We start from the raw sequence: 22,233 nt of genomic DNA, 5'->3' as shown, positions 1-22,233 counted from the left end.
AAGAAATGCCGGAGAGGACGCTTGGGAGGCCTAAGATGAGTAACGCACCTCAGAAAATTACCAACCCCATTCTGCCGGGGTTCAATCCCGATCCCTCCATCTGCAGGGTGGGCGACGATTACTACATCGCGACCTCCACGTTCGAGTGGTTCCCCGGCGTCCAGATCCATCATTCGAAAGACTTGAAACACTGGCGTCTGGTGACGCGGCCCCTGACCCGCCCGGAACAGCTCGACATGCGCGGAAATCCGGATTCCTGCGGCATCTGGGCCCCCTGCCTGACCCATGCCGACGGTCGATTCTGGCTGGTTTACACGGATGTGAAGCGCAAGGACGGCTCGTTCAAGGACGCGCACAACTATATCGTGACGGCACCTGCCATCGAAGGCCCGTGGTCCGACCCGGTCTACGCCAACTCCTCCGGGTTCGATCCCTCGCTGTTTCATGACGACGACGGCCGCAAATGGTTTCTCAACATGATCTGGGATCACCGGGCCGGCTTCAATTCCTTCACCGGCATCGCCTTGCAGGAGTATGACCCGGTCGGGGAAAGGCTCACCGGGCCGATCAGCAACATCTTCAAGGGCACGCCCCTCGGTCTGACAGAGGGGCCACATGTCTACAAGCGTGACGGCTGGTACTATCTTCTGACGGCGGAAGGCGGGACGGGCTACGATCACGCGGTGACCCTGGCCCGGTCGCGCCAGCTGGACGGACCGTATGAGCTGCATCCGGACGCCCATGTGGTCACCTCGCGGTTCGACCCCGACAATCCGGTCCAGAGGGCGGGGCATGGCGATATCGTCGAGACCCGGACCGGCGAGACCTACATGGTGCATCTGATGGGCCGCCCGCGTCTCGGCCAGAACCGCTGCCAGATGGGCCGGGAAGCCGCGATCCAGAAATGCGCCTGGGACGCGGACGGCTGGTTGCGGCTTGCCGCCGGCGGCATGGCGCCGGAGCTGGAGGTCGACGGGCCGGATCTGCCCGCGCACCCGTTTCCCGAAGACCCCGTGCGCCATGACTTCGACACCGCCGATCTGCCGCCGGTCTTCCAGTGGCTGCGGACGCCCTATCCGGAGCGGCTGTTTTCCCTGACCGGGCGCCCGGGACATCTCCGGCTGTATGGCCGAGAATCCATCGGCAGCTGTTTCGAGCAGGCGCTCGTCGCCCGGCGCCAGACACATTACGGCTACGAGGCCGAAACGCTGGTCGACTTCCAGCCGGACACCATCCAGCAGGCGGCCGGGCTGATCGCCTACTACGGGCGCTGCCAGTTCTATTGTCTCGCCATTGCCGGCGACGACGACCTGGGCCGTGTGTTGACGCTGTACAGTTTTCCGGGGGGCGCTCCGGATGCCAACATGCAGGAGCCCCTGGACGCGCCTGTCCGGATACCGGAAAGCGGACCTGTCGCCATGAAGGTGACGGTCGAGGACATGGCGCTGCGCTTCTGGTTCAGGACGGAAGGTACGGACTGGCAACGCATCGGCCCGGCCTTCGATGCGACGGTTCTGGCCGATGAAGCGTCGGGCCGTGGCGCGCACGGAAATTTCACCGGTGCTTTCGTCGGCATGCTTGCCATGGACATGTCAGGGCGGGCAAGACCTGCGGATTTCGACTATTTCAGCTATCGGAACCTGACATAGGCGGCCGATACCGCACGGTTTCGGGTCTCTTTTGCTAAAAGTGGCCTGAAACATTCAAATTTTGAATTGACCTTTCGGGCAGCGCGCCTCATATCTAACGCATGCGTTTGACACAACAGACCAACTATGCCGTACGCGCGCTGATGTATTGCGCCGTCAACCCGGACAAACCAAGCAAGGTCGCGGAGATCGCGGCCAGCTTTGATATGTCTGAAACACACCTGTTCAAGATCATGAAGGTGCTGGTCGACGCCAACCTGATCAGGACCATCCGCGGTCGCAACGGTGGCGTGATGCTAGCCCGTCCGGCGGAGCAGATCTCTGTCGGTGAAGTCGTGCGGGCGGCTGAAGAGAGTTTCCTGCTGGCCGAGTGTTTCGATTCGGGCCGCAAGGATTGTCCGCTGATCATGTCCTGCGGCTTCAACGGTCTCCTGCACGAAGCGCTCGAAGCCTTCATGGAGATTCTCGATGGCAAGTCGATCGCCGATCTGTCGGAAGACCGGTTCGGCATGCGCGATCTCCTGAAGATCGATGCGGGCAAGACGCCGATCGTCGCCAACGCTTAATCCGGCACTGAATTGACTTTCTGAAGGCGCCACCGTCCGGTCGGCGCCTTTTTCGTATGTACCGTGGTTGGATACATATGGCGCTCAGTCACAGGCGTCTTTCCCTTGAAGCGCCATCTTCGAGCACGACGCGGCGAGGTGAGGCACGGCGGCGCTGGGCTTGTCCTGGAGAAACACCGGAAAGATTGTAAGGGGAAGATCGCGGTTGCGATCCGGAAGGCAAAAGGCCGGGCTGGCTGGCCGCTGAGGGAGAGGAGAGGGCGGTTGGCTGGCCTGGCATTTTTTCCGCCGGTTGCCCGGAGGGCCTGTCTCTTCCGGAACCAGAGGACGCGATTTCCGGTTCGGTTTCGATCAGGCATTGCCTTGATAAAAAAACTTGAGTATGAGTGTCAAGTATAAAGTTGAGTTTGATACTCATCTTTAAGTCACGATGTTCACGCGTCCCGCCCCGAAGGGCCGGTTTTCAGCCGGTCCGGGCGACGCAGATAAAGGCCAAGGACCGAAAGCGCGCCATGACTTTGACTGCCAACAGCCAGAAGAACCGCCTCTCCCTGGGCATCGCAGGCCGCGAGCGCGGCATGCTTGCCGCAAAGCCGGTGCGTGAACAGAAATCGGACTACAACACTCGTGAGCTGTTCAGCGGTCAGCGTCAGATCCAGATCCGGCACAATGAAGAAACCTACCGCCTGTCGATCACCAAACAGGGCAAGCTGATTCTGACGAAGTGATGCGCCCGGCCTCTCGCCCTGTGCATTGCCGGTGCGGCGGGAGGCTCGTTGCTGCGCCCGGGTTCTGCCTTGCCGGCTGTCAGATCCTCAGGCGTGCTGACAGGTGGTGACCTCAGGCGGCGAAAATCGCCACCGGTTTGCCGACGCCGCGCAGGGCGTGCTCGCCCATCGCGTTGAGGCCGGTCACAAGATCCTCCGACAGGGACGCGCGAACCAGTTCCGTCATCAGCAGCTCGCGACCGAGGGGCTTGCACAGGGACTCCACACGGCTGGTTTCGTTGACGGCGCGGCCGATCACCGTGAAATCAAGTCTTTCCTCCCCGCCGACATTTCCGAAAAAGACTTCTCCGCGATGCAGTCCGATGCCGATCCTGACCGGGTGCCAGAGTGCCGGATCCGGAAGACCGTCCGGCGGTGCCTCGTTCAGCGCGTCGATCGCGGCCAGTGCGACCTTTGATGCTCCCAGGGCGGCATCCGCGGCGGCAGATACCCCGAGGGATTTTTCGTCGAAGACCGCGAGCAGGCCATCTCCCATGAATTTCAGGATATCGCCACCATGGCCGAGCACCGCCGCCGAGACACGGTCGAAATAGGCATTCAGGATTGCTGTGACTTCCGGTCCGCTCAAACGGTCGGCGAGTTGCGTGAAACCGCGCATGTCGGAAATGAAGACGACGGCTTCGATCGCCTCGCCGTCGCCGCGCCGGATCTCGCCGTCCAGAACGCGTTGTCCGGCGATTGGGCCAAGATAGGTGTCGGCGACATTGCTGGCGATCCGGTGCAGTATATGACGCTCCACATGAAGGGCGAAGACGTCGATCAGTGCCCGAATCCGGTCCCTTGACTGCGGAGCGAAGCCTCCGGGCCTTGTCGAGGCAAGGGTCATCGCATTGTGCATCGCTCCGGCGGAGCTCAGCGGCCAGGCCACGTAAACGGTGTATCCCTGATCGGCCAGTTCGCCCATCAGCGGGGCTGACCCGGCGCCCTCGGCGCTCTCCAGATCCACCTTTATGGTCTGTCCTTCCGCCATCACCTTGAAGAGCGGGTTGCGGGTAAAGGTTGCATGTTTGATGGCACCCGCGTCCGCGGCAATCTCGTCGCAGAAGCCGTCCTGGCTGTTCCAGAGCCAGGAAAACCCGATCACCCGGGGATGAAGCGTGCCGATGTGCAGGCTCGCCCGGTCGATGCCGAGCCCGGCGGCCTGACAACGCCACATGAATTCCTCGAACATCAGCATGACGCTGTCGAACCCGGTCGCCTCGTGCAGCAGCCAGTTGCGGACGTCTTCGAAATCCTGCTGCTCAGGCGCGCAGGACCTGCCACGCTGGGACCGGTCCACGAGATAGACATGGGGAGCGTAACTGCGCGGGGCGGGATCGAGGGTGGTTTTCATGAAGGCTCCGGAAAGGGTGTCGTGGCCCCTTATTTCGGTCGCGGAGGCCGAAATTCAATCCACCCCCGGGCCATTGAAGGCCGGGAGGAAAATCAAGGCGCGGATTTCCCGGGCCACGGGAGCGGACGGTGCTGTTCGCCGGCCTGTCGCCTCAGCCAGCCTGTCGTCTCAGAACGCCGCTTCGACGCCGCCCATTTCCACGTAGACGCTTTTTACCTGACTGTAGTAGTCGATGGCCGCGTGGCCGTTCTCGCGGCCGATGCCGGACTTCTTGTAGCCGCCGAAGGGCATTTCGATCGGGGTCAGATTGTAGGTGTTGATCCAGCAGGTGCCGGCCTGCAGGGCATCGACCACCCGGTGGGCACGCTGGATGTCCCGGGTGAAGACCCCGGCCGCCAGACCGAATTCCGTGTCGTTGGCACGTCTGACGACTTCGTCCTCCCCGGTGAAATCGAGCACGCTCAGGACCGGCCCGAAGATCTCCTCCCGGGCAATGCGCATGTCGTCGCCGACGTCGGCAAAGACGGTCGGCTGCACGAAGTAGCCATCCGGGAAACTTTCCACCGTGGCCGCACTGCCGCCGCACACGAGCCGGGCGCCCTCGCGCTGGCCGAGCTGCATGTAGTGCATGACCTTGTCGAACTGCTGCCTGGATACCAGCGGACCGATATTGGTGGCCTCGTCCAGCGGGTCGCCCAGGACGGCCTTGGAGGTGCGTTCGGCCAGACGCGCGAGAAACGCCTCCTTGATGTCCGTGTGCACGAACACGCGCGTGCCGTTGGAGCAGATCTGGCCGGTGGAATAGAAATTGGCATTGATTGCCGCGGAGACGGCATTATCGACGTCTGCGTCCCCGAACACGATCAGGGGAGACTTGCCGCCGAGTTCCAGCGTGGTCTTTTTCAGGTGCTCGCCGGCCAGGGCCGCGACCTTGGCACCGGTCGGAACGGAGCCGGTCAGCGACACCTTGGCGATAGCCGGATGGGCGACCAGCTTCGCGCCGACATCGCCGAAGCCCTGAAGAACATTGAAGACGCCGTCCGGCAGACCCGCTTCGCTCAGGACCTCGGCAAGCTTCAGCGCGCTGAGCGGGGTGACTTCGGACGGTTTGAAGATCATGGCGTTGCCGCACACCAGCGCGGGTGCCGCTTTCCAGCAGGCGATCTGGATCGGATAGTTCCACGCGCCAATGCCGAAACAGATGCCCAGCGGCTCGCGCTTCGTGTAGGCGAAGGAACCGCCGAGGTCGATGTGCTCGCCGGTCAGCGTCGCTGCAAGGCCACCGTAATACTCGAGGCAATCCGCGCCAGAAGCTGCATCCGCGACAAGCGTTTCCTGTAGCGGCTTGCCGGTGTCCAGCGTTTCCAGGACTGACAGGGCGTGGTTGTCCCGGCGCAGGATGTCGGCTGCCCGGCGTAACACCCGGCCGCGCTCGGCGGGAGGTGTCGCTGCCCAGATCTTCTGGCCAGCCGTGGCGGCCTGCACGGCGGCCTCAATGATGGCATCGTCCGCCGTGTTGATCCGGGCGATCACTTCTCCGGTTGCCGGGTAAAGGGAATCGAAGGGCGTGCCGGCCCTGCTCTCCTGATAGGAGCCGCCGACGAAATGGGAAGCTTGCGGTTGGGCGCGCATGGGATGTGGCTCCTGCTGATCGTGTCTGATCGGTCTTGTCTTATCTGGGCCAGGCTGTCGTTCAGCCGGCCTCAGCGCTGACTGGTTTGCCAGTCCGGGTGGATCCAGGGTGTCTGGTTGGCGGCCGGCAGTGGGTCCTTGCCGAGAATGTGATCCGAGGCCTTCTCGCCGACCATAATCGACGGGGCGTTGAGATTGCCATTGGTGATTTGCGGAAAGATCGAACTGTCCGCGACCCGGAGGCCGTCGACGCCGATGACCCGGCACTGCGGATCGACCACCGCCATCGGGTCGTCCTGGGCCCCCATGCGGCACGTGCCACAGGGGTGATAGGCGCTTTCGACATGCTCGCGGATGAAATCGTTCAGGGCCTCGTCGCTCTGGACATGGGCGCCGGGCTGGATCTCCTTGCCGCGATAGTCGGCAAAGGCTTCCTGGCCGAAGATCTCCCGCGTCAGGCGGATGCAGCGTCGGAAATCCTCCCAGTCTTCGTCGCGGGACATGTAATTGAACAGGATCGAGGGTTTTTCCCGCGGGTCGCTGGACGTCAGCCGGACCCGACCGCGCGATCTGGAGCGCATCGGCCCGACATGGGCCTGGAACCCGTGGCCTTCGGCGGCGGCCTGGCCGTCGTAGCGCACCGCGAACGGCAGGAAGTGATACTGGATGTCCGGATATCTGATGCCCGCTTTCGAGCGGATGAAGGCGCAGCTCTCGAACTGGTTGGAAGCGCCGAGCCCCTGTTTGAAGAACAGCCACTGCGCACCGATCAGGGCCTTGGAGAATAGGTTCCAGTGCTTGTAGAGCGTGATCGGCTGGGTGCAGGCCTGCTGCAGGTAAAGTTCCAGATGGTCCTGCAGATTGGCGCCGACGCCGGGCCTGTCGGCGACAACGTCGATGCCCAGAGCGCTCAGGTCCTGCGCCGGCCCGATGCCGGACTGCATCAGGATCTTCGGGGAGTTGATCGAGGAAGCGGCCAGAATGACCTCCCGCGCCGCCCGCATTTCGCGCACCGCTCCGCCGGCCTCGAATTCCACGCCGACGGCACGCTTGTCCTCGATCAGGATCTTGCGGGCCAGTGCGCCCTTGATCAGGGTCAGGTTGCCGCGCTTCAGCGCCGGTTTCAGATAGGCGTTGGCGGTGGACCAGCGGCGGCCCTTGTGGACCGTCATCTCCATGTCGCCGAAGCCTTCCTGGCGTTCGCCGTTATAGTCTTCCGTCACGCCGTAGCCGGCCTGTGCACCGGCGTCCCTGAAAGCGTGAAACAGCGGGTTCCACTTGGTGCCGCGGCGCACGTGCAGGGGGCCGTCGGTCCCGCGCCAGCCGCTCTGGCCGCCGTGACTGGTCTCCATGCGCTTGTAATAGGGCAGCACATTGCGGAAGCCCCAGCCGCTCGCTCCCATGTCTTCCCAGGTGTCGAAGTCGCAGGCGTGGCCACGCACATAGACCATGCCGTTGATCGAGGAGGACCCGCCGATCACCTTGCCGCGCGGGGTTGCCAGGCGCCGGCCGCCCAGATGCGGTTCCGGCTCGCTTTCGTAGCCCCAGTCGTAGAGCGCCATGTTCATCGGATAGGAGAGAGCCGCCGGCATCTGGATCAGCGGTCCGGCATCGGTGCCGCCGAATTCCAGCAGCAGCACCCGGTTGCCGGGATCCTCGGAGAGCCTGTAGGCCATGGCACATCCCGCCGAACCGGCGCCGACGATGATGAAATCGAACTGGTCGCTCATTTGGAACTCCGGGGCGGTCAGCCGTTGACACTGCGCGCAACATGCACGGCAATCTGGGTTTCGACGTAGTCCTCGACCATGGCGATGGCGGCATTCCGGTCCGTCCTGGCGTCGCTGAGGGCCTGGCGGATCCAGACGCCGTCGATCATGGACGCGGTGCCTTCTGCGACCCGCAGCGCTTCCGGACGCGGCAGGAACGACAGCAGGTTATGGGTCAGATTGGAGGCAAGCCGGGCGGCATAGATCCGCAGCAGCCGTCTGTTGCCCGCCGTCGTGCGTGACTGGACGTAAAAGGCAAGCCAGGCGGCGATCACCGCGGGCTGAAACTGGTCGACGGCGAAATTGCCGGCGATGATCGCGGAAATGCGCTCGCGGGGCGTCTCCGCCTTGACAAGGCCGTCTCGTATGGCGCCGCCGAGTTCCGTCAGGAGATGACGCATGGTCGCCGCCAGAAGCTGATCCTTGGAGCCGAAATAATGATGCACCAGTCCGCCGGACACGCCCGCGCGCCTCGCGATCTGCGCCATCGTCACATCGGAGTAACCGCGTTCATGAATCGCATCGACCGTCGCGTCGATGAGACTGCGCCGCCGTTCCGCTTCCATTCCGACTTTGGGCATTTCGATCTCCTGGACAGTCCGAGTGTCTTATTTTTAATTGATTAATCAATCAATGAAAACTTGCAAATTTTTCCGGTGGATGTTTGGATCAAACTTAGGCAGGTTACCGGTCAAGGATCGGAGCGGACTTCGTGTGCGCCGACACCGCAGCTTGCGGCAAACATCTTGCGGCTTTAAAGACAAAGCCGACTTTCCAAAGGAGGTATTCCAATGAAAATTGCAGCGAAACTCGCTGGAGGACTTGCGCTTGGGTTGATGCTCACTGGCACGGCGCTCGCGAATGATCCCGAAACCTGTAAGACTGTCCGTTTCTCCGACGTCGGTTGGACCGACATCACCGCGACGACGGCGGCCACTTCGGTGGTTCTGGAAGCTCTGGGCTATGAGCCCGAGGTCAAGCTCCTGTCCGTGCCGGTGACCTATGCGTCCATGAAGAACAAGGACATCGATGTCTTTCTCGGCAACTGGATGCCGACCATGGAAGGTGACATCAAGGCTTATCGGGAAGACGGCTCCGTCGAGACGGTCCGGGCCAATCTGGAAGGCGCGAAATACACGCTTGCCGTTCCCAAATACACCTACGACAAAGGCCTGAAGAGCTTTCAGGACATCGCCAAGTTCAAGGACGATCTGGACGGAAAGATCTACGGCATCGAGCCGGGCAACGACGGCAACCGCCTGATCATCGGCATGATCGACGAGAACCTTTATGGCCTTGAAGGCTTTGAGGTGGTGGAATCCTCCGAGCAGGGCATGCTCTCCCAGGTGGCGCGCGCCGGAAAACGCGACAACGACATCGTCTTCCTCGGCTGGGAACCCCACCCGATGAACGCCACGTTCGAGATGGCCTATCTTGAAGGCGGCGACGACATCTTCGGCCCGAATTACGGCGGTGCGACGGTCTACACCAACGCCCGCGCCGGCTACGTGAAGGAATGCCCGAACGTCGGCAAGCTGCTGGAGAATCTGGAATTCTCGCTGCCCATGGAAAACGAGATCATGAGCGCGATCCTGAACGACGGTCAGGATCCCAACAAGGCTGCCGCCGCCTGGCTGAAAACGCATCCGGCGACCTTCGAAAACTGGCTCGTGGGCGTCAAGACTTTCGATGGCGGCGACAGCTTCGCGGCCGTCAAGGGCGCTCTCGGCCTCTAGAAAACAGAGTCTGACGGGGCACCGGTCTCGCGCATCCCGCGTTCAGGCGAACGTGGATTGATGCATGATCGTTTCGGCCGGTGTCCCGTTGTCTTCCACAGAATCAAGAAGGGGCGGCGGGTTGAACTGGCTGACGGACGACAAGTTGCCGATCGGACCCTGGGTGCGCTCCCTGGTCGATTGGCTCACCGACAACGCCGATTGGGTGTTTGACGGCATTTCGATTTTCCTGGAGACACTGATCGACGGCATCCTGTGGCTTCTTCAGACCCCGCAACCACTGGTCGTCGTCGCCATTGTCGTCGTGCTCGGGTATGCGGTGCACCGGACAATTACCTTTGCCGTGTTCGTGGCCGTCTCGCTCCTTCTGATCATCAATCAGGGCTACTGGGAAGAGACCACGGAGACTCTGGCGCTGGTCCTGGCCGCCTCCGTCGTCTGCATGGCGGTCGGTGTGCCCCTGGGGGTGCTTGGCGCCCACCATCCACGCTTTTATGCTGCCTTGCGTCCGGTGCTGGACCTGATGCAGACCATCCCGACCTTCGTCTATCTCATTCCCGCGCTGATCCTCTTCGGTCTCGGCATGGTGCCCGGGCTGATTGCCACCGTGATTTTCGCGATCCCTGCGCCGATCCGCCTGACCCAGCTCGGTGTCGCTTCCACGCCGACGGCGCTGCTCGAGGCGGGCGAGGCTTTCGGTGCGACCCGGACGCAGCTGCTCTGGAAAATCGAACTGCCCTATGCCCTGCCGCAGATCATGGCGAGCCTGACGCAGACGATCATGCTCTCGCTCTCCATGGTGGTGATCGCCGCGCTTGTCGGAGCCGACGGTCTTGGCGTCCCGACCTTGCGCGCGCTGAACACGATGAACATCTCGCAGGGCTTCGAGGTCGGTGTCTGCATCGTCCTGATCGCCATCGTTCTCGACCGGTTCTTCCGCGCGAATGAGGGGGGCAAGTGATGAATACTTCCGATGAGACGCCTATCGTCTCCTTCAAGGATGTCGACATCGTCTTCGGTGACAAGCCCCACTCTGCCCTGCCGCTGATCGACGCGGGCAGGTCCCGGCAGGAGATCCAGGCCGAAACCGGCCAGATCCTTGGCGTTGCCGGTGCCAGCTTCGATATTTTCGAAGGCGAACTCATCGTGCTGATGGGTCTGTCGGGCTCGGGAAAGTCAACTCTGCTGCGCGCGGTCAACGGGCTCAACCCGGTGATCCGGGGTGAGGTCCAGGTGCGCGACGGGGAAGGCTATGTGAACCCGGAAACCTGTTCGGAAAACGACCTGAGGGCGCTGCGCCGGCACCGCATCGCCATGGTGTTCCAGCAATTCGGTCTTCTGCCCTGGCGCACGGTCGCCGAAAATGTCGGCTTCGGCCTCGAATTGGCGGGCGTGCCGGTCAAGGAGCGCGCAGAGAAGGTCACGGCCCAGCTGAAACTGGTGGGCCTTACCGGCTGGGGTGAAAAATATGTCCATGAGCTGTCGGGCGGCATGCAGCAGCGTGTCGGCCTTGCCCGGGCGTTCGCCACGGACGCGCCGATCCTGTTGATGGACGAGCCGTTCTCGGCCCTCGATCCGCTGATCCGCGACAAGCTGCAGGACGAGTTGCTCGACCTTCAGAAAGAACTCAACCGGACGATCATCTTCGTCAGCCACGATCTGGACGAAGCGGCCAAGATCGGCTCGCGCATCGCCATCATGGAAGGCGGCCACGTCATCCAGCTCGGCACGTCGCAGGAGATCGTGAAAAAGCCGGCGACAAAATATGTTGCCGATTTCGTCGGTCACATGAACCCGCTGAACGTTCTCAGGGCCCGCGACGTCATGGTGCCTCCGGGCAGCTTGCCCGGTTCGCTGGCAAGCGCCCTGAACTGCGATGCCAACACACCGATCCGCGAAGTCGCCCGCCTGAAACAGACCAGCGCGGAACCGGTCGTGGTCATGAAGAACGGGGCGATTGTCGGTGTGATTGGCGAACGGGAATTGCTGGACTGTATGCTCTGAGGACACGCGCAAGGACCGGGAAAAGGCGGAGCCGGTTCCTCCCTCCCTTGCGCCCCGGGACCTGCCCAAGGATGAGGCTTGCCAGCGCCTGGGTTTTTTTGAGGTTTCCGCCGCAGGCAAGGCAACTTCCCGGCAGTTTGGCCGTTCCCTAAAGGACCTTTCGACCAAAAGTCCAGAAAACGGAACGCCGCCGGATGACTTCAAGTGCCGCGACGAACACTGCGCCCGGCGCCTACTTGTATCCCAGGCGGGCGGATGTCGGCGTGCGGCCGCTGATAGAAGCCAGCCAGGCGTTTCCGGCCATCGAGGAGCTGGCGCTGGCAGCGCGCTCGGACCTGTGTTTCGGATTTCGGATCTTCGATCCGCGCACCCGCTTGCGTTCCGCGCAGTCGGCGGCCCTGAACCTTGAAACATGGTCGGACCTGATTGCCTACAAGACCGCGAACGGAACATCCGTCCGGCTCCTGCTGACGGATTTCGAGCCGGTGGTCGCGCATGAGCTTCACAAGCGGACCTGGGCGGCCATGGACGGTTTCGCGCGCGCAGTCGCCGAGGCCGGTGACACGGACAGGTTCCAGGCGATGGCCGCCCTGCACGAAGGCGAATTCGGCTGGCTGGTGCGTCTTGGGCTATGGCCGTTTCTGAAAGCCCGGGCAGAGAAGATCGCGTCCGGATCCGGCCAAGCCGGCCGCGTCGGCTTTCAGTCCTGGCGGCTGTTCAGGGATCGGGGCGGGCAGCCGGGCCGGACGCTCGGCGGACCACCGCGCATGTGGCCGGCGACCTACCATCAGAAATTTGTCGTCGCCGACGGTGCCCACGCGATCGTTGGTGGACTGGATCTGGACGAGCGCCGCTACGACGATCCCGACCACACGCGTCCGGCCGGGCAGACCTGGCATGACGTCAGCCTCTCGGTCTCCGGCGACGTCGCGGAGGATGTGCGGGATCATTTCAACACGTGCTGGAACTTTGAGGTGCCCCGATTCAACGCTCGCATGACTCGGATGGGGGCACACGCTCAGGACATGGCCACTCCGGTGAAACCGGCCGTCCCGGCGCCGCGCACCGACGCGCAAGCGACCGTTCAATCGCCCTGCCTGCGCCTGATACGCACCAGCTCGATGCGGTCGCGTTCCTGGCTGTCCATCGGGCCGCGGCCGGATATCACCGAGATCGAAACGGCCCATCTGGAGCAGATCGGCAACGCCCGCGACTGCCTGTATCTGGAATCCCAGTTCCTGCGTTCGCGCCGCCTGACGGACGCCCTGGTGACGGCAGGACGGGCGCAACCCGGTCTCCATCTGATCGTGCTTTTGCCCGCTGCCACGGACGAGGTCGTGTTCAATGGGGAACGCGGCCTGTCGGTCCGGCACGGGGAGTGGCTGCAAGTCAGGGCGATAGACCGGATCAGGGCGGCGTATGGGGAGCGGTGCGGCTTCTTCAGCCTGACACGGGGTACGCCCGGAACGGAGACAGGCGAACGCGATGCGGTCGAGGGCCAGGAAATCGCCTATGTGCATGCGAAAGTTGCCATTGCCGACGGCGAGACGGCGCTCGTCTCCTCTGCAAATCTGAATGGCCGCAGCCTTCGCTGGGACCGGGAAGCCGGACTGTTGTGGGAAAATGCCGCCGGCGTTACCGAGTTTCAAAGAACGCTGTGGCAACAGCACTTGCGGCGCGAATACCAGGAAGAGCTGACCGTGACCAGAGCGTCGGCCTTGCAGATGTGGCGGGCCGCGGCGGACAGGGGCCCGGACGGGGAGGGCAGTGCCCAGGTGGTCGCCTATCCGCTGGAAAAGGCCAGAAAATTCGCACGGTATTGGCCGATCGTTCCGCACGACATGGTGTGATATCGGGCGTGTGGCGGCACGCTCCTGCCTCCGTGGTACCGGCCCGCAAACCATCGTCAGACACAAAAACGGAGCCTGACGGCTCCGTTTCCAAGGACTTGCAGGTTGGCAGGTCTTGTCAGATCAGACCAGCTCGAGCTGGGCGGCCTGCTTGCCGCGGCCGCGGCGGTCGTCTTCGGCGACGAAGGAAACCTTGGCGCCTTCGACCGGCGTTCCGATCCCGGCCTGTTCGAAGGCGGTCACGTGCACGAACACGTCCTTGCCGCCATCGTCCGGCGTGATGAAGCCGAAGCCACGGTCGTGGTTGAAGAATTTGATGGTGCCGTTCTCACGCATGGAGAAACCTTTCCGTTGGGTGTGCGCGCCTTCCCGGTTCCGGCAAGGTGCGGATAAACGAGAGGTCAAAAAGAAACGGAAAGCTTGGAATTTCAGAGCAACGCTAAATGAAGCACTTGCCGAAGTCAGTCTAACCGGGTCTTTACGTCAGTCCCGTACGGCACAATGCGCACCGATAAAATCAATGTAAGCGCCACTGGCAAATCCGGCAAGCGAAACTTGTGAGGGACCGTGCTTTGGCCGTTTTCCCGTCAAAACCGGGCCCTTGACCTGAAAGCTACCGGCTGTGACCCCGGTCACAGCGATCCTGCCGCGCCATCCCTATCTTGGTTTCATGAGCAGAGGCGAACAGGACACGCCTCACAAACAGAAGGGACACCGTCATGTTCAGGAAACTTGCACACACCACCGTCGCGCTGGCTCTTGTTGCCGGTGCCACCCTTGCAACGCAGACCCGATCCGCCAATGCCGCCGAAGGCTGGCAGGTTGGTGTCGGGATCGCCGGTGGCCTCGCGGCAGGCGCAATTCTGGGCTCGGCCCTGTCCCAGCCGCGCCATCATGGGCCGCGTTACCATGCGCCGCACCGATACCACGCGCCGCGGCCGGTCTATCGTCCGGCTCCGGTGGTTTCCTATCGCCCGGCCCCATGGTCGCCTGCCTGGTACAACTACTGCAGCAGCAAGTACCGGTCTTTCAATCCGCAAAACGGGTATTTTCTGGCCTATTCCGGTCAGTACAAGTTCTGCCGCTAACAGCCGGGGCGCAATCGGCGCGCAAGCGTCAATCCGGCTCCTCCCTGCAAGGTGATCTCCTCCCCGCCTTGCAGGGAGTTTTCTTTTGTCCGACTCAACCGGCGCCGGTCATTCTTTTGGCTGCCCGCATGGTGGTCTCAAGCTGGTTGAGAAAGCGCGACCTGTCCGCTTTGGAAAAAGCCGGCCCGCCTTCCTTGATCTCCCCGATTTCCCTCAGATGCGTTTTCAGATCCCGCATGGCAAGGCGCATGCCCATGGCGTCCTCGCGAAAGGGCTTGCCCGTCGGTCCGATCACCAGGGCACCGGTCTTGACGCAGCGCGCGGCCAGCGGCACGTCGGCGGTGATCACGACGTCGCCCGTTTGAGCGCGCTCCGCGATCCAGTCGTCCGCCACGTCCGGGCCCTCGGGCACCACCACCCGTTCGATCAGGTCGCCCTCGGGCAGCCGCATCCAGCTGTTGGAAACGAACTTGATCGGTACCTTGTGCCGCTCGCCGACCCGAACGGCTTCGTCTTTCACCGGGCAGGCATCCGCGTCCACGTAAAGAACGGTCATGTCAGCGGCCTCCTTCGGTCTTCAGATAGGCGGCGATGCCTGCGGCCGCGCGCGCGGCTGTCGCCACACAGGCCTGCAACAGGTATCCGCCGGTCGGCGCTTCCCAGTCCAGCATCTCGCCCGCGGCGAAGACACCCGGCAGTTTCCTGAGCATCAGCGCGTCGTCGAGCTCGTCCAGCGCGATTCCGCCCGCCGAGGAGATGGCCCGGTCGATGGCATAGGGCGCAAGGCAGCGGATCGGGACGGCCTTGATCCGCTGTGCGAGCGCAGCCGGGTCCGAGGGCAGGCCTCCAGCAAGGTTCTTTGTCAGTTCTCCGGCCGGGTCTAAACACTCATGCAGAAGGGCCAGTTCGACCGGCTTGGCCCGGATCGACTTTTTCAGGAAGGTCGCGACGGACTGTTTGCCGCGTGGACGGGACAGTTTTCCGGTGAGGTCTTTGAGGCTCATTGACGGTCGCAGATCAATGGCAAGCGTGGCCTCGCCCTCGGTTGCGATGCGCTCCCGCAGGGCCGCAGACAGGGCATAGATGGCGCCGCCCTCAAGGCCCTGTTCGGAGATCACCAGCTCACCGGTCATCTTTTCCGTGCCGTGGCTCAGGGCGATGCGTTTGAGCGGCGTGCCGGCGAAACGCTCCTTCACAAAGGCGCTCCAGTCGACCTGAAATCCGCAATTGGCCGGCTGCAACGGATTGACCCGGATCCCGCGCGCCTCAAGCAGCGGAACCCAGGCGGCGTTGGACCCGAGCCTGGGCCAGCTGGCGCCGCCGAGTGCCAGTAGGACCACCCGCGCGGGAAAGGGGGCTGGCGCAGCCTCTTCCGCCTGAAGGTGCGCCGTGCCGGTTTCATCGATGCCTGTCAACATGTGCCGTGTCAGCAAGCGGACGCCGTTTTTATCCAGGCGGCGCAGCCAGGCGCGCAACAGGGGCGAGGCCTTCATCGATTTCGGAAATACCCGGCCGCTGCTGCCGACGAAGGTTTCCTCTCCAAGATCGTGACACCAGTCTGCCAACGCCTCCGGCGGAAACGCGCGGATGATCGGTGCGAGAAAAGGTTCGGCCTCGCGGTAGCGCGCCAGAAAACCGGTCAGGTCCTCACTGTGGGTCAGGTTGAGGCCGCCGCGCCCGGCCATCAGGAACTTGCGCGCGGGCGAGGGCATCCGGTCCACCACGGTTACGGTGGCGCCACCTGCGGACAAACGGTCCGCTGCGAACAGTCCGGCCGGGCCGGCTCCAACAATCAGGACATCAAGCATGGGGCCTTATAGGTCAGCTTTCGGGCCGAACACCACCGGGAAATCAGATCGCCGGAAGTTTGATGAATCCCGGCCTTAAATCCTGAGTAATTCCTCAAGTATTTGTTATCTCTCTCATGAGATGCTGTTGCGGAAGTTACACGCGGATACTTCCGCATGGCGCGTCATCGCACAAGAAGGGGACCCGTATATGGACAAGATTGCGGACCTGGTTGTGGTCGCGGATCCTGACCTGGACGTCCAGGCAGGATTCCAACGCCTGTTTGGCGCGCAGATGAAGGTCGTCTGCTTTTCCGAATCCGATCCGGCGCTGGTTTTTCTCAAGAAAAACCACGGTACCGCTGTTGTCTTTACTTGTTTCAATCTGCCGGGCCGTGGGGGCACCGCCTTCTTGCGCACCGCGGAAACGATCGTGCCGCTGGCAACCCGCGTGATGCTGACCCGGGAGACCTCTGCAGAGGCCATCAAGAAGACGATCAATGAAGGCCACGCCTTCCTGTATCTGGAAAAGCCCTGTCAGCAGGGGGATCTGAAGTCCGCCATGGAAGCGGCCCTGTACCATCATCGCCAGCTCGCCAAGGAGAGGGCGCTTCTGGAGCGGACCCTGGCCGGATCCGTCAAGCTTCTGATCGACATGATGGCCCTTTTTCACCCGGACGCCTTCCGGCGCACCGGCACCGTGCGCAAACAGGCGTTGAAACTGGCGAAACAGCTGGACATGAAAAAGACCTGGGAGCTAGAGATGGCGGTGATGCTGTCGCCGATCGGCGAAGCTTTGCTGCCGAAACAGATCCTGGCCCGCTACCGCGCCGCCCGCAGCCTGACCGAGCAGGAACGCGATATTCTCGACCGGGCCCCCGTCCAGACAAGGGACCTGTTGAAGAACATTCCCCAGCTCGAAAAGGTGTCCGAATACCTCTACCTGTCGGGGCGGGGCTTCAACGGCTCTGGATTTCCGAAAGACGGGCCCGTCGGCGAGGACATCCCGATGGTGGCCCGCATCATCAAGCTGTTGACCGATCTGTGGTATGCCAGCCCGGACAGCGGTCCGGACGCGGCCGCCTTCGAGGCGCTGGCCATAAACCGCCGCAAATACGATCCAAAACTTCTGGCCCTTGCGATGACCGTCCTGGTGGACGATCTCCCGGAGTCCCGCAAGAAGCATGTCGCCCAATGCCATATCCGCTCGCTCCGTCCGGGCGACATTCTGCTGGACGATGCCCTCACTGAATCCAATCACGAGCTGGTGCTGTCGCGCGGACACACGCTGACGCCGACGACGATCCGCCGTCTGGAACACTTTCACCAGGCCTCCGGCGTGCGCCAGCCGCTGCTGGTAGAGCGGCACGAGGTCGAAAAGGTGGTCAAGGAACCGGTGTAACGGTACTTCTGCGGTCTCAAATGTCAGGAGGGACGGGTGCGCTCCAGAAGCTCGGCCTCATGGGCCTTGGCGACGCGCAGGAAGCGCGCATGGGCGTAGTTCATGGCAAGAATGAAGCCCCACCAGCCGTATTTCCAGTATCTGCGGACGACATAGGCCTTGAGGAAACTGACCGGGAACTCGCTCAGCAGGCGGAATTTCGGCAGTCTGCGGCCGCGGGCGCGCATGTCCGCGACCTGCATTCCCGAATAGCGGTTGTATTTGCCGACCTGGAAATCGAGCGAGCGGATCGACCGGTGCGCCATGATCCCGGAAAGATCGGCGATCCGCGCGCCCGGCTCCGGACGGACGGTGTCATGGACGGTCGAACTTGAAAAGCGGCCCTTGCGGCGGTCGTAGAGCCGGATCTGGTGATAGCCGTAGGCCCAGGGCGCCGGTGCCGTCTCGTGGGCATACATGTCGCGGATCATGATGCGCCAGCCATCGGCCCGGGCGTGACTGCCCTCGGCGAAGACGGTCCTGATTTCATCGGCGAGCTCCGGCGTCACCTCTTCGTCCGCATCCAGGTTGAGCAGCCAGTCGTTGCGACACTGGTCTTCGCCGAACCGTTTCTGCGGGCCGTAGCCCGGCCAGTCATTAGGAATGACCCGGGCACCAAGCCGCTCGGCGACGGCAACCGTGTCGTCGTTGGAGCCGCTGTCGATGACGATCACCTCGTCGACCCAGCCGATCACGCTTTCGATCGGCCTGGCGATCCGGTCGGCCTCGTCCCTGGCGATGATGAAGACGGAAAGGGGCAGTCGGTCGGTCATGAAAGTTCCGGCGATTGAGAACGTGGCCGGAACAGCCCGGCGCGTCTATTTAGCCGCGCCGGGAAGCAAATTGAAGAGATGAAATCAGCGCTTCGCCCGGGCGAAGACCGCGTCAAGCCCGTTCAGAGAGATCCGCGCGCCATCGATCGTGCCGGTAAAGCCCGGCGCGTCGATGTTTTCCAGAGCCAGGTCCGGCACCGTGACCTCGGCCGGTTCTGCGCCGAGGTTGAACGCGCACAGGATCGTCTCGCCCTGATAGGTCCGGGTGAACACGAGGGTCTCCCCGTCGCTGTCCAGAAAGGTCATGTCGCCCTTTCTGAGCGGTTGGTGATCCTGCCGCCAGGCATAGAAGGCCCTGTTGCGGTTCAGGATCGAGGTCGCGTCCCTGTCCTGTTCGAACGCTGCCCGCGCGCGGTGCTCGGCGGCGACGGGCAGCCAGGGGTCGGCATCGGAGAAGCCCGCATGGGCGTTGTCGTTCACCCACGGCATCGGTGTACGGCAGCCGTCCCGGCCCTTGTAGTCGGGCCAGAAACGGATGCCGTAAGGGTCCTTCAGGTTCTCGAATGGAACATCCGCCTGGGTCAGGCCCAGTTCCTCGCCCTGGTAGAGGCAGGGGCTGCCGCGCAGGCTTGCGCAGAGCGCGGTTGCCAGCGGCGCGAACCGGTTCAGGTCCAGACCGTCGCCCCAGCGGCTGCCGACCCGCACGACGTCGTGGTTGGAAAGCGCCCAGCTCGCCCAGCCATCGCCGATCCCGGCATTCATCTCTTCGACGATCCGCCGGATATGGGACGCGGAATGCTGTGTTGTCAGCAGATCGAAGCTGTAGGCCATGTGGATCCGCTTGCCGGCTTCCGTGTAGGCGGCCGTGAGTTCCACTGCCTGGCCGTCGGCACCGATCTCGCCGACGGAGGTCGTGCCCGGATAGGCATCGAGCAGCGCCCGCATGCGTTCCAGGAAGACCAGGTTTTCGGGCCGGGTCTTGTCGTAGAGATGATCCTGGTAGCCATACGGATTGGACGGATCGACGGTGGACGGCGTGTCGCCGGCGCCCATCGGCGGGTTGTCCCGAAGCTGCGCGTCGTGGAAGTAGAAGTTCACCGTGTCGAGGCGGAAACCGTCCACGCCCCGGTCCAGCCAGAACCTGGCCGCATCCAGCACGGCGTCCTGGACCTCCGCGTTGTGGAAATTCAGGTCCGGCTGGCTGGCCAGGAAATTGTGCATGTAGTACTGGCGGCGGCGGCTGTCCCACTCCCAGGCGGCCCCCCCGAAGATGGACAGCCAGTTGGTCGGCACCGTGCCGTCCGGCCTGGCATCGGCCCAGACGAACCAGTCGGCCTTGGAATTGTCCTTCGAGGACCGGCTTTCCCTGAACCAGGGGTGCTGGTCGGACGTGTGCGAGATCACCAGGTCGATGATCACCTTCAGTCCGCGCTTGTGAGCGGCGGCCAGCATGTCGTCGAAATCAGCAAGGCTGCCGAACATCGGGTCGACGCCTTCGTAGTCCGACACGTCGTAGCCGAAGTCTTCCATGGGAGATGTGAAAAAGGGCGACAACCAGATGGCATCGACGCCGAGCGAGGCAATGTAGTCCATGCGCGCACGCACCCCGTTCAGGTCACCGACGCCGTCACCATTGGTGTCGTTGAAGGACCGGGGATAGATCTGGTAGATCACCGCGCCCTTCCACCAGTCCGGGTCCTTGGTCATGCTGGCTGGTACATTTGCTTCCAGGCCCGTTTCGGCTTCTTGTGGCATTGCCTGTCTCCGTGCGCCGCCAATTCGTCCGCAATCCCGATGAATTCTCGCCGGGGCCGACTGTAAAAGGCGGATTTTTGTGTTTCAAAGCGCTTTGAATGGCTATCTCCGGTGACCCGGCAGGTCAAGGGACAAGCATTGAAAAAGTCGTCCGATTGACAAAAACCGGAAGCAGGGCCGGAAGCTAAACCGGAGTTCGAAACCGGCTTTCGGCGGCATGGGCGATCCGAAAGCAAAAACCGGCCCCGCGGAGCAGGGCCGGTGGAAAATCTGAAAAGTGCAAAAACACGATTTTGTCCGGAACGCCCAAGCCTTAACCGGCGAGCATGTCAGGCATGTGAACAAATCCCGGACGCAGGCGAGCGTGGCGGCAGGCCTGATCCGGCGAACGGGCGGCAGCATCCATGTGTGGTCGCTTTGACCATATAATAAGATATTGAACTTAAAAACGAAAAATGGGTGTCATGACGTTTAGGTCAGTTTCCTCTTGCAAAGCGCCATGGAAGCTGGAACTGTCCAGCCACACATAGCACCTCGGCAAGGTGGACCCCATATCGGATGTGCGCGCCTGGACAGCGAAACAGATTCGCGCATCTGATTTGAACATCCGGGCGCAGCGCCCGCGGCGGTTGCTTGCCGGGAACAAACTGGAGGAAGTGTCATGACGGCAGCCATGGTGGGATGGGCGCATTTGCCTTTCGGAAAACATGCGGAAGAAACGGTCGAGAGCATGATCGTCAAGGTGGCGGTGGACGCCATCAACGATGCCGGCATCGCGCCGGAAGATGTCGACGAAATCCTGCTCGGTCATTTCAACGCGGGGTTCTCACCCCAGGATTTCACCGCGTCGCTGGTGCTGCAGGCCGACCCGGCACTGCGCTTCAAGCCCGCGACCCGGGTTGAGAACGCCTGCGCAACCGGTTCGGCCGCCGTGCATCAGGGCGTGCGCGCCATTGCTTCCGGCGACGCCCGTTTCGTGCTTGTGGTTGGCGTCGAACAGATGACCACGACACCGGGGCCGGAAATCGGCAAGAACCTGCTGAAAGCGTCCTATCTGAAGGAAGAGGGTGATATTCCGGCGGGCTTCGCCGGGGTCTTCGGCAAGATCGCCGACGCCTATTTCCAGAAATTCGGTGACCAGTCCGACGCATTGGCCAAGATCGCCGCCAAGAACCACAGGAATGGCGTCAGCAATCCCTACGCCCAGATGCGCAAGGATCTCGGCTTCGAGTTCTGCCGGGCGGAATCCGAGAAAAACCCGTTTGTCGCTGGCCCCTTGAAACGCACCGACTGTTCGCTGGTCTCCGATGGTGCCGCCGCGCTGGTCCTGACCGATCCGGCGACGGCCCTCGGCATGAAGAAGGCTGTGGCTTTTCGGGGCATGGCCCACGTGCAGGATTTCCTGCCCATGTCCAAGCGCGACATCCTGAAATTCGAGGGCTGCTCCAAGGCCTGGGGCCAGGCGCTCGGTGACGCCAACCTGGCGCTGGAGGATCTTTCCTTCGTCGAGACACACGACTGCTTCACCATCGCGGAGCTGATCGAATACGAGGCCATGGGGCTGACGGGCGAAGGCCAGGGTGCGAAGGCCATTCTGGAAGGCTGGACCGAGAAGGACGGCAAGCTGCCGATCAACCCCTCCGGCGGCCTGAAGGCCAAGGGCCACCCGATCGGCGCCACGGGCGTGTCCATGCATGTGCTCACCGCCATGCAGCTCACCGGCACCGCCGGGGACATTCAGGTCCGGAACGCCGAAATCGGCGGCATCTTCAACATGGGCGGCGCGGCCGTCGCCAATTTCGTCTCCGTCATGCAGGCGATGAAGTAAGCTGATCGCTTTCGTCGCAAGCGGCGGTGATTTCGATCAGCCCTGACCAGCGGGCGATGATCTGGAACACTGAGAAGAGACGCCTGAAGAAACAGCCCGAAATGGCAACCTAAGCATTCGAACAATTGCCGGACCGGAGTGTCGATGAAGACCGACACTCCGGTCCGGCAATTGTGTTTCTTGCGCCATAACCGACCGTTCCGGCGCGGAGAACTTCCTTGAATGCAGCAGGGT

At 62.6% G+C, this 22,233-nt stretch carries 19 protein-coding genes; 10 read left to right on the top strand and 9 right to left on the bottom strand.

Annotated elements, in window-relative coordinates:
• Positions 1 to 35 precede the first annotated feature (35 nt).
• The 3 genes from WNZ15_RS01705 to WNZ15_RS01695 all read left to right on the top strand — a co-directional run bounded on the left by WNZ15_RS01705 (position 36) and on the right by WNZ15_RS01695 (position 2,943).
• Positions 36 to 1,649, top strand: coding sequence for a glycoside hydrolase family 43 protein (locus WNZ15_RS01705; protein WP_342891200.1), 1,614 nt, complete (start codon positions 36 to 38; stop codon positions 1,647 to 1,649).
• 101 nt (positions 1,650 to 1,750) lie between these two features.
• On the top strand, positions 1,751 to 2,215 hold the full coding sequence (locus WNZ15_RS01700) for an Rrf2 family transcriptional regulator (RefSeq protein ID WP_342891199.1): 465 nt from the start codon (positions 1,751 to 1,753) through the stop codon (positions 2,213 to 2,215).
• Between the two features lie 512 nt (positions 2,216 to 2,727).
• Positions 2,728 to 2,943, top strand: a complete 216-nt coding sequence (locus tag WNZ15_RS01695) for a hemin uptake protein HemP (protein WP_342891198.1) — start codon at positions 2,728 to 2,730, stop codon at positions 2,941 to 2,943.
• Between the two features lie 112 nt (positions 2,944 to 3,055).
• Here WNZ15_RS01695 and WNZ15_RS01690 read toward each other — a convergent pair whose 3' ends face one another.
• The 4 genes from WNZ15_RS01690 to betI form a co-directional block, all read right to left on the bottom strand.
• Positions 3,056 to 4,336: an adenylate/guanylate cyclase domain-containing protein gene (locus WNZ15_RS01690; RefSeq protein WP_342891197.1), complete on the bottom strand. Its 1,281-nt coding sequence runs from the start codon at positions 4,334 to 4,336 to the stop codon at positions 3,056 to 3,058.
• Positions 4,337 to 4,504: 168 nt separating this feature from the next.
• The gene (betB, locus tag WNZ15_RS01685) at positions 4,505 to 5,968 is read right to left on the bottom strand and encodes a betaine-aldehyde dehydrogenase (protein WP_342891196.1); all 1,464 of its coding nucleotides are present in this window, start codon (positions 5,966 to 5,968) and stop codon (positions 4,505 to 4,507) included.
• A gap of 71 nt (positions 5,969 to 6,039) precedes the next feature.
• Complete coding sequence (gene betA, locus WNZ15_RS01680; protein ID WP_342891195.1) at positions 6,040 to 7,698, bottom strand: choline dehydrogenase; 1,659 nt, start codon at positions 7,696 to 7,698, stop codon at positions 6,040 to 6,042.
• A gap of 17 nt (positions 7,699 to 7,715) precedes the next feature.
• Positions 7,716 to 8,318 carry a transcriptional regulator BetI gene (gene betI, locus WNZ15_RS01675; protein ID WP_342891194.1) on the bottom strand — a complete coding sequence of 201 codons (603 nt, stop codon included), beginning with the start codon at positions 8,316 to 8,318 and terminating at the stop codon, positions 7,716 to 7,718.
• A 210-nt stretch (positions 8,319 to 8,528) separates the two neighbouring features.
• Between betI and WNZ15_RS01670 the strand changes: the two genes are divergently transcribed.
• The 4 genes from WNZ15_RS01670 (at position 8,529) to WNZ15_RS01655 (ending at position 13,327) form a co-directional block, all read left to right on the top strand.
• Complete coding sequence (locus tag WNZ15_RS01670; protein WP_342891193.1) at positions 8,529 to 9,473, top strand: choline ABC transporter substrate-binding protein; 945 nt, start codon at positions 8,529 to 8,531, stop codon at positions 9,471 to 9,473.
• A 121-nt stretch (positions 9,474 to 9,594) separates the two neighbouring features.
• Positions 9,595 to 10,434 carry a choline ABC transporter permease subunit gene (choW, locus tag WNZ15_RS01665; protein WP_342891192.1) on the top strand — a complete coding sequence of 280 codons (840 nt, stop codon included), beginning with the start codon at positions 9,595 to 9,597 and terminating at the stop codon, positions 10,432 to 10,434.
• Positions 10,434 to 11,477, top strand: a complete 1,044-nt coding sequence (gene choV, locus WNZ15_RS01660; RefSeq protein WP_342891191.1) for a choline ABC transporter ATP-binding protein — start codon at positions 10,434 to 10,436, stop codon at positions 11,475 to 11,477. The genes choW and choV overlap by 1 nt, the downstream gene beginning before the upstream one ends.
• A 194-nt stretch (positions 11,478 to 11,671) precedes the next feature.
• Positions 11,672 to 13,327 (top strand): phospholipase D family protein, encoded by a 1,656-nt coding sequence (locus WNZ15_RS01655; protein ID WP_342891190.1) that lies wholly within the window; start codon positions 11,672 to 11,674, stop codon positions 13,325 to 13,327.
• A gap of 123 nt (positions 13,328 to 13,450) precedes the next feature.
• Here WNZ15_RS01655 and WNZ15_RS01650 read toward each other — a convergent pair whose 3' ends face one another.
• Entirely contained in the window at positions 13,451 to 13,663 is a 213-nt protein-coding gene (locus tag WNZ15_RS01650) for a cold-shock protein (RefSeq protein ID WP_342891189.1), read from the bottom strand.
• A 383-nt stretch (positions 13,664 to 14,046) separates the two neighbouring features.
• Here WNZ15_RS01650 and WNZ15_RS01645 point away from each other — a divergent pair, with 383 nt between their 5' ends.
• A complete protein-coding gene (locus WNZ15_RS01645) occupies positions 14,047 to 14,415 on the top strand; it encodes a BA14K family protein (protein WP_342891188.1) in 369 nt (122 codons plus the stop codon).
• A gap of 94 nt (positions 14,416 to 14,509) precedes the next feature.
• Here the strand turns inward: WNZ15_RS01645 and WNZ15_RS01640 are convergent, their stop codons facing one another.
• Together WNZ15_RS01640 and WNZ15_RS01635 are read right to left on the bottom strand one after the other, a co-directional pair.
• Positions 14,510 to 14,971: a YaiI/YqxD family protein gene (locus WNZ15_RS01640; protein WP_342891187.1), complete on the bottom strand. Its 462-nt coding sequence runs from the start codon at positions 14,969 to 14,971 to the stop codon at positions 14,510 to 14,512.
• Between the two features lies 1 nt (position 14,972).
• A complete protein-coding gene (locus WNZ15_RS01635) occupies positions 14,973 to 16,223 on the bottom strand; it encodes a TIGR03862 family flavoprotein (RefSeq protein ID WP_342891186.1) in 1,251 nt (416 codons plus the stop codon).
• 190 nt (positions 16,224 to 16,413) lie between these two features.
• Between WNZ15_RS01635 and WNZ15_RS01630 the strand changes: the two genes are divergently transcribed.
• A complete protein-coding gene (locus WNZ15_RS01630; RefSeq protein WP_342891185.1) occupies positions 16,414 to 17,604 on the top strand; it encodes an HD domain-containing phosphohydrolase in 1,191 nt (396 codons plus the stop codon).
• Between the two features lie 23 nt (positions 17,605 to 17,627).
• Here the strand turns inward: WNZ15_RS01630 and WNZ15_RS01625 are convergent, their stop codons facing one another.
• Both WNZ15_RS01625 and WNZ15_RS01620 read right to left on the bottom strand, forming a co-directional pair.
• Positions 17,628 to 18,416 carry a glycosyltransferase family 2 protein gene (locus tag WNZ15_RS01625; RefSeq protein WP_342891184.1) on the bottom strand — a complete coding sequence of 263 codons (789 nt, stop codon included), beginning with the start codon at positions 18,414 to 18,416 and terminating at the stop codon, positions 17,628 to 17,630.
• An 84-nt stretch (positions 18,417 to 18,500) separates the two neighbouring features.
• Entirely contained in the window at positions 18,501 to 20,171 is a 1,671-nt protein-coding gene (locus WNZ15_RS01620; RefSeq protein ID WP_342891183.1) for an alpha-glucosidase family protein, read from the bottom strand.
• Between the two features lie 661 nt (positions 20,172 to 20,832).
• Between WNZ15_RS01620 and WNZ15_RS01615 the strand changes: the two genes are divergently transcribed.
• Entirely contained in the window at positions 20,833 to 21,999 is a 1,167-nt protein-coding gene (locus tag WNZ15_RS01615) for an acetyl-CoA acetyltransferase (protein ID WP_342891182.1), read from the top strand.
• Positions 22,000 to 22,233 lie beyond the last annotated feature (234 nt).

The organism is Roseibium sp. AS2 (genome assembly GCF_038900065.1).
Taxonomy (GTDB): domain Bacteria; phylum Pseudomonadota; class Alphaproteobacteria; order Rhizobiales; family Stappiaceae; genus Roseibium.
This window is presented reverse-complemented; position numbering and strand designations above follow the sequence as displayed.